The 13,645-nt window shown below is 64.7% G+C and carries 13 protein-coding genes; 7 read left to right on the top strand and 6 right to left on the bottom strand.

Going from position 1 to position 13,645, the window contains the following annotated elements:
* Positions 1-7 precede the first annotated feature (7 nt).
* The 6 genes from HLG70_RS26865 to HLG70_RS26840 form a co-directional block, all read right to left on the bottom strand.
* Entirely contained in the window at positions 8-1,765 is a 1,758-nt protein-coding gene (locus HLG70_RS26865; protein WP_171665004.1) for an L-aspartate oxidase, read from the bottom strand.
* Between the two features lie 3 nt (positions 1,766-1,768).
* On the bottom strand, positions 1,769-2,116 hold the full coding sequence (gene sdhC / locus HLG70_RS26860) for a succinate dehydrogenase, cytochrome b556 subunit (RefSeq protein WP_171665138.1): 348 nt from the start codon (positions 2,114-2,116) through the stop codon (positions 1,769-1,771).
* A complete protein-coding gene (locus HLG70_RS26855; protein ID WP_171665003.1) occupies positions 2,116-2,451 on the bottom strand; it encodes a succinate dehydrogenase in 336 nt (111 codons plus the stop codon). The genes sdhC and HLG70_RS26855 overlap by 1 nt, the downstream gene beginning before the upstream one ends.
* A 3-nt stretch (positions 2,452-2,454) precedes the next feature.
* Complete coding sequence (locus HLG70_RS26850) at positions 2,455-3,177, bottom strand: succinate dehydrogenase/fumarate reductase iron-sulfur subunit (RefSeq protein ID WP_171665002.1); 723 nt, start codon at positions 3,175-3,177, stop codon at positions 2,455-2,457.
* A 34-nt stretch (positions 3,178-3,211) separates the two neighbouring features.
* Positions 3,212-4,837, bottom strand: coding sequence for a thiamine pyrophosphate-binding protein (locus tag HLG70_RS26845; RefSeq protein ID WP_171665001.1), 1,626 nt, complete (start codon positions 4,835-4,837; stop codon positions 3,212-3,214).
* 196 nt (positions 4,838-5,033) lie between these two features.
* Positions 5,034-5,942, bottom strand: coding sequence for a LysR family transcriptional regulator (locus HLG70_RS26840; protein WP_171665000.1), 909 nt, complete (start codon positions 5,940-5,942; stop codon positions 5,034-5,036).
* 218 nt (positions 5,943-6,160) lie between these two features.
* Between HLG70_RS26840 and HLG70_RS26835 the strand changes: the two genes are divergently transcribed.
* From HLG70_RS26835 to HLG70_RS26805, 7 genes are all read left to right on the top strand, one after another.
* Complete coding sequence (locus HLG70_RS26835) at positions 6,161-7,159, top strand: Bug family tripartite tricarboxylate transporter substrate binding protein (protein ID WP_171664999.1); 999 nt, start codon at positions 6,161-6,163, stop codon at positions 7,157-7,159.
* 67 nt (positions 7,160-7,226) lie between these two features.
* The gene (locus tag HLG70_RS26830) at positions 7,227-8,249 is read left to right on the top strand and encodes a Bug family tripartite tricarboxylate transporter substrate binding protein (protein WP_234103250.1); all 1,023 of its coding nucleotides are present in this window, start codon (positions 7,227-7,229) and stop codon (positions 8,247-8,249) included.
* 178 nt (positions 8,250-8,427) lie between these two features.
* Positions 8,428-10,161, top strand: a complete 1,734-nt coding sequence (locus HLG70_RS26825; RefSeq protein ID WP_171664998.1) for an acetolactate synthase catalytic subunit — start codon at positions 8,428-8,430, stop codon at positions 10,159-10,161.
* Between the two features lie 27 nt (positions 10,162-10,188).
* Complete coding sequence (locus tag HLG70_RS26820) at positions 10,189-10,935, top strand: SDR family oxidoreductase (RefSeq protein WP_171664997.1); 747 nt, start codon at positions 10,189-10,191, stop codon at positions 10,933-10,935.
* Positions 10,936-11,036: 101 nt separating this feature from the next.
* Complete coding sequence (locus tag HLG70_RS26815; protein ID WP_171664996.1) at positions 11,037-11,792, top strand: SDR family NAD(P)-dependent oxidoreductase; 756 nt, start codon at positions 11,037-11,039, stop codon at positions 11,790-11,792.
* 46 nt (positions 11,793-11,838) lie between these two features.
* Positions 11,839-12,804 carry a Bug family tripartite tricarboxylate transporter substrate binding protein gene (locus HLG70_RS26810; RefSeq protein ID WP_171664995.1) on the top strand — a complete coding sequence of 322 codons (966 nt, stop codon included), beginning with the start codon at positions 11,839-11,841 and terminating at the stop codon, positions 12,802-12,804.
* 69 nt (positions 12,805-12,873) lie between these two features.
* Positions 12,874-13,629 (top strand): SDR family oxidoreductase, encoded by a 756-nt coding sequence (locus HLG70_RS26805; protein ID WP_234103248.1) that lies wholly within the window; start codon positions 12,874-12,876, stop codon positions 13,627-13,629.
* Positions 13,630-13,645: the final 16 nt, after the last annotated feature.

Genomic DNA, 13,645 nt, shown 5'->3' with positions numbered 1-13,645 from the left:
CTCCTGTTCAAGCGGTGGCCATGGGCGGGGCGCCCGCCTCATCGGCAATCAGCGATTGCCCGGGCCGCACGATATCGAACGACACCGGAATCATTTCCAGATGCAGCGCGCCGCTGTCGTCCCCGGCGCGGACCTGCGTGTAGCAACTGGCGTTCAAATCGCTGGTTTGCGGAAAATCCTCGCGAAAGTGCGCGCCACGGCTGTCTTCGCGCGCCAGCGCGGCCGTGGCGATGACGCGCGAGATGGTCGTCAGGCTGTCCAGGTTCAGCCAGTCATGCCAGGTCAGGTTGAAGCCGCGCTGCCCGTCCTGCACGCCGGTGGCGGCCAGCTCCGTCCTGTGCGCAGCCAGCTTCTCCAGGCCGCGCTCGATGCCTGCGCGTGTGCGCAGCACGCCCACATCGTTCCACATGGTTTTCGACAGCGCCTCGCGCTGGTCCAGGAGTACCCCGCCGGGGCGCGAGAACGGAAACTCGGCCCGCGCCACGCCGGCATCGATGACGCGCTCGTCCGGGTCGCGCCAGGCGCCATCGCCGCGCCGTATATAGGCCGCCATGGAATCGCCGGCGATGCCGCCGAAAACCGTGGAATTGGCCACGCCATTGCCCCCCAGGCGGTTGGCGCCGTGCACGCCGCCGCAGTCCTCGCCCGCGGCGAACAAGCCCGGCGAGGCCGTCGAGCAGTCCACCTCGAACTCCACGCCGCCCATCAGGTAGTGGGCCGTCGGCACGACCTCGACAAGACCGCCGGCCAGGTCAAAGCCGCAGTCGGCGCAACGGTTCACCATGCCCGGGAAGGACTTGCGCACTTTTTCCGGCCCCAGGTGGTTCATCTGGATGTACACGCCGCCCATCGGGCTGGTGCGTCCGGCGCGCATCTCGGCATAGATGCCGCGGCTGACCACATCCCGTGTGGCGCGTTCGCCGCGCGCGTCGTAATCCAGCATGAAACGGTCGCCCGCGCCGTTGAGCAGGTAGCCGCCCGCGCCGCGCAGGCCTTCCTCGAGCACCGTTCCCGTCATGCGGGTATCGGGGCCGCCGAGCAGGCCTGTGGGGTGGAACTGCACCATTTCCATATCCCGCAACTTCAGCCCATAGCGCAAGGCCATGGCCAGGCCGTCGCAGGTCTTTTCGCCCGACGGCGTGTGGTACAGAAACATGGTGGGGCCCGCCCCCGTAGCCAGAAGCACGGCCTTGGCTTGCACGAAGCGGTACTTTCCGCTGCGGATATCAATGAACAGCACGCCCGATATGCCCGAGCCGTCCCGGGCGGGCACCAGTTCGATCGCACGATGGTCTTCCATGGCGCGCGCGCCCGCGCCGCGCACCTGTTCCATCAGGCGGTTGATGATCTCGATGCCGGTCAGGTCGGATTTATGGACGGTGCGGTCAAAGCTCTGCCCGGCGAACGCCTTCTGGTGCAGCGTGCCGTCGGGATTGCGGTCGAAGAAGCAGCCCAGTTCGTTTTCCAGTTCTTGAACGCGCTCGATCGCGCCCTCGACCAGACGCCACGCCAGATCCTGGCGCGGCAGCCACTTGCCGCCGGCGATTGTGTCCATGAAGTGCCGTTCGACCGAGTCGCCCGCCGACAGCGCGACGTTGTAGCCGCCCTGGACCATGCGCGTGCAGCCGCTTTTCCCCATCAGCCCCTTCACGGTCACCATGACTTCAAGGGAAGGATCGGCCTGCCTGGCGTGCAAGGCCGCAAACAGGCCGGCGCCGCCCGAGCCCAGGATCAGGATGTCGGTCTTTATCCGTTCGATCTGCATGGTTCAGACAACTCCTGTCAGAAACACCGCCCCGACGACGACGGAGATCGCCGCGCCCCAGCTGATCCAGCCCAGCCGCGCGTCGCGCAACGAGGGCCAGGGAAGGAACTCCAGCACCAGCAACCGGATGCCGAAGCAGAAATGCACGCTGAGCAGCAGCACCAGCCCCCATTCCGCGAATTTGACGAGCGGAAGCTCGGCAAACTTCAAAAACCCGTCCAGCCTGGCCTCGCCTTCCAGCGCCAGGCCCAAGGCCAGAAAGTGAAACGGCAGGAACAGCGCAAGCAGCAGGCCCGAGACGCGATGGCCAACGAACGCCCAATAGCCTTTGTGGTTTCTGACGGCTTTCATCATGACGCGAGCCCTCCGACCGAAATGACGGCGCGCACGCCCAGGGCCAGCACCACCAATGCGAATGCCAGGCTGATGCCGTTGGCCGCACGGCGGCTTGCGTGGCACCACTCGATCAGGACGCTGCGCACGCCAATCGGCGCGTGTATCGCCACACACGCGACGAAACCGAGGTAGAACAGAATCCAGATCCAGTTTCCCTGCGTGCGGCCCAGGATTTCGGAAGCGGTCAGGCCGCCGCGCACGGCATACAGAATCAGCCCCAGGTGGACCAGCACGAATGGGGCCATGAGCATCGCGGTCAGGCGTTGCAGCGCGAACAAGGTCCTGTCCATGGCCTAGCCCCCCTTCAGCACCTGGAGTAGCGCGCGGCGCTTGAGGCCGGCGATGCTGCCCGTCGGGCTCAGGCCGACGGGGCAATGGGTCATGCAGCTGCCCTGCGTATGACAGGAGTTGCAGCCGCCGTCCGCGGTCGCCTTGCGGATGACCTCGGCGATGTTGGCATGGCGCTCGTCGTTTACCAGTGTCCATGCGCGGTTCAAGGCCGCCGGCCCAAGATAGTTCTTGTCCCACTCGACGACATCGCAGGCCGCGTAGCACACGCCGCAATTGATGCACTCGATCGCGGCATCCGCCTGCTTGCGCTGGCGGCTGGCCGGATTCACCCGGGCGGGAGCGTCCGCGCGGGTTGCGGTGCCGGCAAATCGGGCGCCAGCCTTGTCCCATTTATGGAAGAACTCGGTCATATCGACCACCAGGTCCTTGACGCGCGGCATGTTCCTCATCGGCTCAATGACAATGACGCCATCTTTTGCGACGCGGCTGACATGCGTGCGGCAGGTCCAGCGCGGCTTGCCGTTGACGGTCATGGCACAGGAGCCGCATACGCCGACCCGGCATGAGAACCGGTAGGCCAGCGTCGGCTCCAGGCGACGCTGGATTTCCGTCACGACGTCGAGTACGGTCTGATTCTCGCGCGCCGGCACCGAGTATGTGACGTACTCGCCTGCCGCGTCGCCCCGGAGAATCCGGACGGTCAGGGTGCTTTGATCTGTTTCCATCGCTTCCTCTGCTGAATGCATGCTGGGCCTGAGGTCAATCGGCGGACGGGGCAGGCGTGCCGCCTGTGCGAAAGAGCGGCGCGGGACGTCCGTCCATCTCGACGTTGACGCATGCAGGCCGATTGCTCCGCAGCGCCCCTGACAGAGCCGGATCCAGATCGTCCGCCCGAAGGACCTGCGCGCCGAAGGCGCCAAAGGCCTGGGCCGCCGCGTCGTAGCGGGCGCTGGGGCTGAGCGTGCAGCCGATCAGGCGGTCCGGCCCATACTCGCGCATCTGGATGACGTGCTCGGCATTCCAGCGATAGTCGTTGCCGATCACCGCCAGGAACGGGGCATTCTCCCGAACCGCGGTATCGAACTCGGTGAAGTGGAACCCGGCTGTCCCGTCGCCCATCAGCAAGACCACCGTTGCGTCCGGGCGCGCTATCTTGGCGGCGATGGCATAGCAGATGCCACCGCCTATCGCGCCCGACATGCCGTTGATGATGCGCGCGGGGGCCGTGCAATAGGCTTGCGCCCACTGGCCGAATTCGCCGCCGTCGCACACAAGAATGGGGTTCTTCGCCTGCTCCAGCAGTTGTTGAACCGCGGCGCACAGCAGGCGTGGGCTGATTTTTTCCGATTTGCCCTCGGGGGCATCGCGCAGGGCACAGGATTGCGCGACGGCGGCGTTCCAGTCTTCGCGCGGCGCATGCCATTCCCTTGCGGCCAGAGCCTCCAACGTTTCATCCGCATCGGCGCACACGCTGGCCACCATGCGCGCGCCCAGCAGCCGTTGCGCTCGGTCCAGCACGGCGGGGTCCGGATCGACGACCACGACCTTCGCTTCGGGATGCCACGCAGGCTGGCGGCCGAAATCCACCGTGAAGTCGATGATCTTGCCGGCCAGCATGACCAGGTCGGCCCTGCCCAGGCTTTCGGCGAATGCCCCGAGCGACGGATCGCGCAAGCCGCGCGGGCTCTCCAACGGAATGACAGGCGCGCCCGTGGATCGGGCGAAGCGCTCCAGCAGCGCGTGCGCGCGGCTCCGATTGTTGGCTGGCCCCACCAGCAACAGCGGACGGACGGCCGCGGCAAGCAGGCCGCCTATCTGATCGACGCTATCGGCGCCGGGCTTCGTGCTGCGGCGTTCGGCGCGCAAGCCGCCCGACGTGTCCGGCTCGACCTTCTGCTTGAGCAGATCGAACGGCAGGGCCAGGTGCACGGGGCCAGGGCGGCCTGACAGCGCCTCCGAGATGGCCCAGGTAACGTCCCGCCCCAGTTCGCTCGCTTTAGCCGTGCGCCTGGCATGCTTGACCAGGGCCTGGGTGATCTGTGTTTGCGCCAGCTCCTGAAAGGCGCCCATGCCGTCGGCCTTCAATGGCGAGTCGCCTGACAGCAGCAGCACCGGGCTCTCGGCCATCCGGGCCGAATAGAGCGGCGCCAGGCCATTCGTCAGGCCGGGCGCCGCGGTCAGCAGCGCTACCCCGACCTGCCCCGTGATCTGGGCCCAGGCATCGGCCATGTATACGGCGGCTGCCTCATGACGCACATGCACGATGCGGATGCCGGCATCGATGCACGCGTCATAGATCGGCATGATCTGGTTGCCGGAAAGACTGAAAATGGTCTTCACGCCGGCATTGGCCAGCGACTGCGTGACTAGCGCTGCTCCTGACATGTCCACTCCTGTCCTGCTGGTGGGTTGGCGCGCCGCCTTGCGGCCGCCGAGGGGAACCCGGGCGGCTCTCACGGCCCGGTTCTCACTGCCTTTCGAGACGAGTTTATTTATTCTTCTGATTTGAATCAATCTTTATTTGATTCAATAAATTTGAATATAAAGAATGCAAGACCGCGCGGGGAGCCCACGCGTGGTCTTACGTCGTTGGCCCGTCCCGGCGCCCGCCTTGGGCGAAATAGTCCTTGATGGCTTCGGTGAAACGCATGCGCCGGTGCTGCTGGCGCTCCATCAGGCCGACACGCCGTGCAACATCGATGTCCTTGAATTCCAGCACCCGCAGCGACTGGTCCCGTTCCCAGGCTACGTTGGCCAGTTTCGGCACGATGGATACGCCCAGCCCTTGCCGGACCAGTTCAATAATGGTTTCCACCGAGTTCAGTTCCATGCTCTCTTGCGTGCGTACGCCGCTGCGCCGGATGACTTCCTCGACCAGCAGGCCGGTCCATGCATTGTGGTCAAAGCGCAGGAACGGCGCGGTCTGCAAGATGCGAATGGGGTCGGAGTCGGACGCCAGCGCGAAGTGCGGACGCAGGGGCACGACGAGCACCATGGGTTCGCTGTATAGCGGCGTCCAGACCAGGCCGCTCGACACGGTACGCGGCGGTTGGGTGATGGCGGCGGCGTCGAGTTCCCCGATCTCGACGCGGTGCGTGAAGTCGCTGGAGAACCCGGCCAGCAGGCGGACATCGAGCCGGGGATGCTGCTGCTTGATCGTCCACAGGGCATCCGAGAACGCGCCCATCAACGCCGATACCAGCGCCCCCATGACGACCGTGCCGTGCAGGCCAGGAAGCTCCGCCACGGCGGGCAGGGACTCGTAGCGCCCAACGATTTCCTCGATTTCGGGCAGCATGCTTCGCCCCGTGGCGCTCAGCGTCGCCGAGCGGGCGCCGCGGTCTATGAGCCGGCATCGCAAGTCCTCTTCCAGGCTGCGTATCTGCAGGCCGACGGCCGCTGGTGTTAACCCGATGTGCTTGGCCGCCGCCGCGAAGGTGCCATAGCGCGAGACAGCGAGAAAGGTCTTCAACGTGCGGATCGATGGCATCGCGGACTCGGCTTTTTGATAAAGAAAATCTTTACCTTCCCGCGAAAATTACTAGCTTTCTATCTTCCATTCAATCGCCAATACTGTGTTGCGACTTGCATGGCGCCATGCCATGCGCGTGTTGATCGTTGCCTTCGCGAGCGCGCGTCAGCGCCCCGAGCCGCACAGATGTTGTCCATAGAGACGACACCCAGTCGTATCCACGAAAGGAGACAGAAATGGGGTTACCTGCTGGCAAGCATCATTGGTCGCGCGCCGCCGCAACGGGGTTGGCGGCACTTGCACTCTGTACGGCCGCGGGCCCCTCCCGCGCGGCGGGCGACTGGCCCGACCGACCCGTGCGCATGATCGTTCCGTTCGCGGCGGGAGGCGCCACCGATGTCATCGCGCGGGCGCTGAGCCAGCGCCTGGGCACGCTCTGGAACCAACCCGTCGTGGTGGAGAACCGCAGCGGCGCGGGGGGCATGGTGGGCGCTGAAATCGTGGCGAAATCCCCGGCCGATGGCTATACGCTGCTGATGGCGTCGGGCAGCATGTTCACGGTCAATCCGCATATCTACAAGAACCTCTCGTACCGCGCCAAAGACTTCAGCATGATCACCAAGGTCGCGACGGGTCCGATGGTCGTAGTGGTCAATCCCAGCGTCCCCGCGCGCAACATGGCCGAACTGATCGCCTATGCGAAGACGCGCCCCAATCAGCTCAATTTCGGTTCGGCCGGCATAGGAAGCCAGGTACACATGGCAGGCGAGGCACTGGCCGACAAAGCCGGAATCGAACTCGTGCATGTTCCCTACAAGGGCGAGGCCCTGGCCTATGCGGACCTGATGGCCGGGCACGTGCAACTGGCCGTGGGCAACATCGCGGGCGTCACGCCGCTGATTGCCAACGGCAAGGTGCGCGCGCTGGCGGTGACCAGCCAGCAACGGTCCCCCATGTTGCCCGACGTTCCCACGAGCAGCGAATCCGGAATGCCGGGATTCGAGATGGTCGGATGGTTCGCGTTGATGGCGCCGGCAGGCACGTCGCCCCAATTGATCACCAGGATGCATCGCGATATCGCGCTGGCGCTGGCCGACGAAAGCACAAAAGCCGTCCTGAGCGCGCAAGGCATGAATGCCACGGTGACCACGTCCGCGCAGCTGAGCGAGGCAATATCGGCGGAGTCGGAAACGTGGTCCAAGGTGGTGGCGCGCCGCCATCTCCAGGCCAATTGAGCCAGGGCCGGTTCGAGGCTTGTTTCGGCTTCTACCGGTCCCCGCTTTCTTTCGAGGAAGGATCGCCATGACGACAAGAGAGATTCGACGGGATGGCATGGCATGGATCGTGGCGCGCGCAGCGGGCGCCGCAGTCCTGGCGTCCGCCGCCTGTTGGGGGGCCGGCGCGCGTGCCGCCGACAAGTATCCGGACCGCCCGATTACGCTGGTCGTGCCATTCAGCGCGGGCGGGGACGCTGACCTGGCCGCAAGAAATCTGGCCGCCAGCATGCGCGACACATTGGGGGCGACGCTGGTGGTGGCGAACAGGGCCGGCGCAAACGGCGCAATCGGTTCGAAATTCGTGCGCGATGCCGCGCCCGACGGCTATACCCTGCTGCTGGGCCGGGTGGGTTCGCAGGCGATCCTGCCTGCGCTGCAGGCGGATCTCACTTACAAGTGGGACGACTTCACGTTCATCGGCGTACTTGAACTGAACCCCTTGGTGTGCGTGGTCAACTCAAAATCGCCATACCGCAACCTTGACGACCTGATCGCCGCCATCAAGACCAATCCCGGCACGCTCAACTACAGCACCTCGGGGCCGGCCACCGTGCTGAACCTGGCGAGCCAGGCCCTGTTGAAATCCGCCCATCTGGCCAGGACAGCCGCAGTTCCCGTCGCCTACAAGGGGGGAAACGAGGCGACCACCGCCGTGCTGTCGGGCGAGGTGGACTTCACCTGCAACAACCTGACGTCCTTGCTGGGCCATGTCAGGGGCGGCAAGCTGCGCGCCCTGGTGACCACCTCCTCCGAACGCTTGAAAGACCTGCCGGATGTGCCTGCCGCAAGCGAACTCGGTCATTCGAAGCTGGAGGCGGTCAGCGGCTGGAGCGCGCTGCTCGGCCCGCCGGGCATGGACAAGACCCTGGTGGAAAAATGGGCCGGCCTCCTGCGCCAGGTGGATCGGAACACGCAGTGGCGCACTGCCGTCGAAACGCTGGGCTCCGTGCCCCGCATCGTGGAGCCCGCGGCCACCGCCGACTTCGTGAAAGACCAGGTCGGGTTTTACGGAGACCTGGGACGGTCCTTGGATATCCAGATCAAATAGATGGCAACCGGGGGCAGACGGCCCTGCCTGCGCGCCCCTGCCTGGCGGGCGAACAGCCGTGCCCGTGCCGGGCATCCGGATACGAATGAGCAGCACAAATTAGGGCTAACCAGTATTAATTTATAAAATAATTCACTTAAACTGCCTCCGGTATCTGGAACAACCGCGGAGGCATTTAATGACTGGTCCATTGACGAAAACGGGCTTCACCAAAGAAAACACGGTGGCGCACGTGCTTGCGAATGCGCTGAAAAAGCACGGAATCACGCACTTTTTCGGCCAGAGTTTGCCCAGCATGTTCGTGCTGGCCGCCGAGCAGATCGGCATCAAGCAGGTGTCCTACCGTACCGAGAATGCAGGCGGCTATATGGCCGATGCCTACGCCCGCATGAGCAACAAGCCCGCCATCGTGACCGCCCAGAACGGCCCCGCCGCCGCCTTGCTGGTGGCGCCCTTGGCCGAAGCGCAGAAGGTTTCCATCCCGGTGATTGCACTCATCCAGGACGTCAACCGCGACCAGCACGACAAGAATGCGTTCCAGGACCTGGACCACATCGCCATGCTGGACTCGGTGTGCAAATGGGTGCGCCGCATCGACCAGGCGTCGCGCGTTGAAGACTACATAGACCAGGCTTTCGTGGCAGCGACGTCGGGCCGCCCCGGCCCCGTGGCGCTGCTGCTGCCGGCCGACCTGCTGCAGGAGCAGGCGGTGACGGCAGCCTTCAAGCGCACGGTCTCGCTGGGACATTTCCCGCTGGACCGCCCCGTCGCCAACCCCCAGGCCATGGAGCAGGCCGTGGCGCTGCTTGCCGCCGCCAAACGCCCCGTGATCGTGGGCGGCGGAGGCGTGCATGTGTCGCAAGCAGCACAGGAACTCGTCGACTTTGCCGATGCAATGAGCATCCCTTTGGCCACCACCAACATGGGCAAGGGCATCATCGCCGACAGCCACGAACTGGCGCTGGGCGTGATCGCCAACTGCCTGGGCCCCAATGGCTCCGGCCGCTACCTCAAGCCCTTCGTCAGCGAAGCCGACGTGGTGCTGCTGGTGGGCAACCGGACCAACCAGAACGGCACCGACAGCTGGGCCCTGTACCCCAAGAGCGCCACCTACATCCATCTGGACATAGACCCGCAGGAAATCGGCCGCAACTACGAGGCACAAGTCCGCCTGGTGGGCGATGCCAAGACGACGCTGCAAGCCATGGCGCAACTGGCCAGGGGCGCATCCATGGGTGCCCGCCAGGCCGCGCGCAAGGACGTGGTGGCCGGCATCTTGCGGGGCCGCGACCGGCACCAGAGCGAAGTGGCCCCCCTGCTGCAAAGCAACGATGCGCCCATTCGCCCGGAGCGCATCATGGCCGAGCTGGACGCCTTGCTGAGCGCCGATGACACGGTGGTAGCGGACGCCAGCTACTCCACGCTGTGGGTGACCAACTATCTGAAGGTGCGCAAGTGCGGCCAGCGCTTCCTCACCCCCCGCGGCCTGGCGGGCCTGGGCTGGGGCATGCCCATGGCCATGGGCGCGCGCGTGGCCAACGAAACCGGCACCACATACTGCCTGGTTGGCGACGGCGGCTTCGGGCACGTGTGGTCAGAGATGGAGACCGCCGCGCGCATGGGGATCAAGGTCGTCACCATCCTCATCAACAACAGCATCCTGGGCTACCAGAAGCACGCCGAATGCCTGAAGTACGGCTCCCACACCACGGCGGTCAACTTCGCTCCGGTGGACCATTCCGCCGTGGCCCGCGCCGCTGGCCTGAACGGAGTCCGCGTGACCGATCCCGCCAAGATCCGCGAAGCCTTGCAGCAGGCCGCGCAAAGCGACAAGGGCACCTTGATCGAAGTGATCTGCACCGACCAGGCCTATCCCCCGATCACCTTCTACAGCCCCGAAGCCCTGGTTTGAAGGCCCACGCAATGCATGAGGTGACATATGAGTAAGGTCGCATTGGTTACGGGCGCAGCCAGTGGCATCGGATTCGCCACCGGCGTGGAACTGCTCAAGGCAGGGCATATCGTCTATTTCACGGACCGCCACCCCACGGCGCTCACGAAGATCGGCGAACCGCTGCGCGAGCGCGCCCGCGCTGTGATCCTGGATCTGAAAAGCGCCGCGCAGATGCAGCAGGTTGCGGGAGACATCCTGGGCAGGCACGGCGCCATCGATATTCTGGTCAACAACGCCGGTATCAGCATCAAGGGGGTGGACGGCAAGCCGCAAGGCTTGCTGGACGCCACGGAAGAGCAGTTCTTCGAGATCATGCGCGTCAACTCCCTGGCCTTGATGCAGATGACGCAGCTGGTGCTGCCCGGCATGATTGAAAAAAGGTGGGGCCGCATCGTGAACGTGGCATCGCTGGCGGGCCGCAGCAAGTCCATCGTTTCCGGCCCGCTGTACATGATGAGCAAATCATCGGTGCTGGGCCTGACCCGCGCCACGGCGGCGGAGATGGGCCCGCACGGCATCACCTGCAACGCGGTGGCGCCGGGCCGCGTGCTCTCCGCCATGACCGAAAACGCCGCGCCCGGCGTCAACGACGGCTATGCGGCGCAGATCCCCGTGCGCCGCATTGGCGATCCCATCGAAGTGGCCAGCGGCATCGCCTACCTGTGCAGCGAGCACGCCGGCTTCACCAACGGCGCTGTCATAGACATCAATGGCGGCTTCTTCATGAGCTGAACGATCAAGGCGATGCACTTCGCCTTGATCGTTCCAGCCGCGTTTCGAATTGCTCCTTCCAGGTGCTACGGGCATCCGGAAGGCAGGTTCCAGGAGAAAAGATGGGCCAGGATAAATTGAATGTGGCTCTGGTTACGGGCGCCGCCGGCGGGATAGGCGCGGCAACCGCCAGGGAATTGCACGCCGCGGGTTTCAAGCTTGCCCTTTGGGATGTGAGCGACCACTTTCCCGTGGTACCGGGCTCCGGGGAAGAGCGTGTTCTGACCCAGGTCGTGGATGTCACCGATGTGGCTCAGGTCGATCGGGCGCTCTCCGACATTCGCAGCAAATGGGGCGGCGTTTCGGTCCTTATCAATAACGCAGGAATATCTCCCAAGACCCCGGATGGCAAGGGCCGGGGCATCATGGATGTCGCCCCGGGAGAATGGCAACGGGTCCTGGACATCAACCTGACGTCCTTGCTGACCCTGATCCAGAAGACAGCGCCCGACATGATGGCGCAGGGCTGGGGCCGCATCGTCAACCTGTCTTCGCAGGCTGCCCGCACCCGCTCCACCGTGCCGGGTGTCGCCTATGTGTGCACGAAAACCGCCGTGCTGGGCCTGACGCGATACGCAGCCGAGGAACTCGGCCCCTACGGCATCACCTGCAATGCCGTGACGCCTGGACGCATTGCATCGCCCATGACCGCTACCGCGGGCGCGGAGGTCACCGAGCGGCTCAACAGCAACACGCCGCTGCGGCGCATGGGAACCCCCGAGGAAGTCGCCAAGGCCATCGCGTTCTTCTGCGCATCGTCCGGCGATTTCGTATCCGGAGCGGTGCTGGACGTCAACGGGGGCTTGTTCATGCAGTGAGGCACAGGCGGTTTCACCCGACCTGATACAAAAAAAGGAGACAAGCATGAGATTGAAAGCCATGGCCCGAGCGGTTGCGATGAGCCTGCTCTCTGGCGCCGCCCTGCAGGCGCACGCGCAGGCAGACTACCCCGTCCGCCCGATCGAGTTGAGCGTGCCATATGGCGCGGGTGGCGCGACGGACGTGATGGCGCGCAAGTTTGCGACCTTTCTGGAAAAGGAACTGGGCCAGACCATCGTGGTGTTGAACCGTCCTGGCGCCCAGGGCACGCTGCAGATGAATCAGCTGTCCAAGGCCAGGCCCGACGGGTACTCACTGGGCGTGGCCGGCTACAACGCGCTGACCTACACGGTGCAGCGCATGTCCAAGCCGCCATTCACGGTCGATGACTTCACCTATTTCGGCGAGATCGGCACGTTCTCGTACGGTCTGGTGGTTCCCAGCCAGTCCAGCATCAAGAACATGGACGATTACATCGCCGCCAGCAAGCAGCCTCAGGGCATTACCTACGGTGTCACGGGCGCGCCCAACAACATTCCGTATGCCACGCTGAAAAAGACCACCGGCGGCACGTTCGAGGAAGTGAACTACAAGTCCGGCCTGGAAGCCGCCACGGCCGCGGCGGGCAACCACGTGGAATCGGCGCTGCAGAATCCCCAGGACATCATTCCGCTGGTGCAGTCCGGCCAGGTTCGCCTGATTGCCTCCATGACCGACCAGCGCATCATGGGCCAGGAGAACGTGCCGACCGCGCGCGAGCAGGGCTATGACGTGCAGGTGTACAGCAGCCTGGGGCTGGCCGCGCCCAAGGGCCTGCCCGAAGACGTGCGCAAGAAGCTGCAGGACGCCACGATGAAGGTATTGCGCAACCCGCAGTACGTGGACTTCATGAAGACCCAGCACATGTACGTGAACCTGGTTGATGGCCCCGCCTTCCATGAAAAGCTGCGCAGCGGCTACACGAGCATGGGCGCGTTCATCAAGGAAATGAATATCCCGATGCTCAACTGAGCAGCAGGCATGCGGCCGGGCAGCGTCCCTGCCCTCGCCGCCGCACCATTCATTCACCGGAGTCCGTACATGATTTCATCAGGAAAACTGGCGCTGGTCACGGGTGGCACCCGCGGCATCGGCCTGGCCAGTGGCATCGAACTGCTGCGCCAGGGGAACACGGTGGTGCTGACCGGCCGCTCCGGCAGTGTGGACGGCGAGATCCCCGCGCAATTCAAGAGCCGGGTCCATGTCATGCAGCTGGACATGGAGCAGACCGATACGTTCGAGCCCTTTGTGCGGAAACTGGCAGCGGACCTGGGTGCGATCGACATCCTGGTCAACAACGCCGGCGTGAGCCTGAAGAACGCGCAAGGTCATTCCCATGGCGTGCTGAGTTCAACCGCCGAGGAATTCGACGAGACGATGCGCATCAATGCGCTGGCGCCCATGCTGCTGACGCAGCAGGTCCTACCCGGCATGCGGGAGAAGCGCTGGGGCCGCATCGTCAATGTCGCCTCGCTGGCCGGGCGCAGCAAGAGCGCGGTTTCGGGCCCGGCCTACATGATGAGCAAGGCGGCGCTGCTGGCCTGGACTCGTGCCGTGGCGCTGGAAATGGCGCCTTGCGGCATCACGTGCAATTCGATCGCGCCAGGGCGCGTGCTGACGAAGATGGCCATGCAGGGCGGCGACGAAGTCAATGCGCGCATTGCGCAAGCCATTCCGGCCGGCCGCATAGGCCAGCCCGAAGAGGTTGCCTATGCGGTGGCGATGCTCTGCACCGATGCCGCGGCTTTCACGACGGGGGCCTGCCTGGATATCAACGGCGGCGTCTTCATGAACTGACACTACACCAAAGAGA

It is taken from the genome of Achromobacter deleyi, from assembly GCF_013116765.2.
Taxonomy (GTDB): Bacteria; Pseudomonadota; Gammaproteobacteria; order Burkholderiales; family Burkholderiaceae_B; genus Achromobacter; species Achromobacter deleyi_A.
Note: the sequence above shows the minus strand (reverse complement) of the source record. Positions and strands in the feature narration are given on the sequence as shown.

What these genes read in the sequence shown, in the direction of transcription:
- HLG70_RS26825 (WP_171664998.1), top strand. Translation starts at nt 8,428, where the DNA reads ATGACTGGTCCATTGACGAAAACGGGCTTCACCAAAGAAAACACGGTG.
- HLG70_RS26845 (WP_171665001.1), bottom strand. Translation starts at nt 4,837, where the DNA reads ATGTCAGGAGCAGCGCTAGTCACGCAGTCGCTGGCCAATGCCGGCGTG.
- HLG70_RS26835 (WP_171664999.1), top strand. Translation starts at nt 6,161, where the DNA reads ATGGGGTTACCTGCTGGCAAGCATCATTGGTCGCGCGCCGCCGCAACG.
- HLG70_RS26840 (WP_171665000.1), bottom strand. Translation starts at nt 5,942, where the DNA reads ATGCCATCGATCCGCACGTTGAAGACCTTTCTCGCTGTCTCGCGCTAT.
- HLG70_RS26865 (WP_171665004.1), bottom strand. Translation starts at nt 1,765, where the DNA reads ATGCAGATCGAACGGATAAAGACCGACATCCTGATCCTGGGCTCGGGC.
- HLG70_RS26820 (WP_171664997.1), top strand. Translation starts at nt 10,189, where the DNA reads ATGAGTAAGGTCGCATTGGTTACGGGCGCAGCCAGTGGCATCGGATTC.
- HLG70_RS26805 (WP_234103248.1), top strand. Translation starts at nt 12,874, where the DNA reads ATGATTTCATCAGGAAAACTGGCGCTGGTCACGGGTGGCACCCGCGGC.
- HLG70_RS26850 (WP_171665002.1), bottom strand. Translation starts at nt 3,177, where the DNA reads ATGGAAACAGATCAAAGCACCCTGACCGTCCGGATTCTCCGGGGCGAC.
- HLG70_RS26810 (WP_171664995.1), top strand. Translation starts at nt 11,839, where the DNA reads ATGAGATTGAAAGCCATGGCCCGAGCGGTTGCGATGAGCCTGCTCTCT.
- HLG70_RS26830 (WP_234103250.1), top strand. Translation starts at nt 7,227, where the DNA reads ATGACGACAAGAGAGATTCGACGGGATGGCATGGCATGGATCGTGGCG.
- HLG70_RS26855 (WP_171665003.1), bottom strand. Translation starts at nt 2,451, where the DNA reads ATGGACAGGACCTTGTTCGCGCTGCAACGCCTGACCGCGATGCTCATG.
- HLG70_RS26815 (WP_171664996.1), top strand. Translation starts at nt 11,037, where the DNA reads ATGGGCCAGGATAAATTGAATGTGGCTCTGGTTACGGGCGCCGCCGGC.
- sdhC (WP_171665138.1), bottom strand. Translation starts at nt 2,116, where the DNA reads ATGAAAGCCGTCAGAAACCACAAAGGCTATTGGGCGTTCGTTGGCCAT.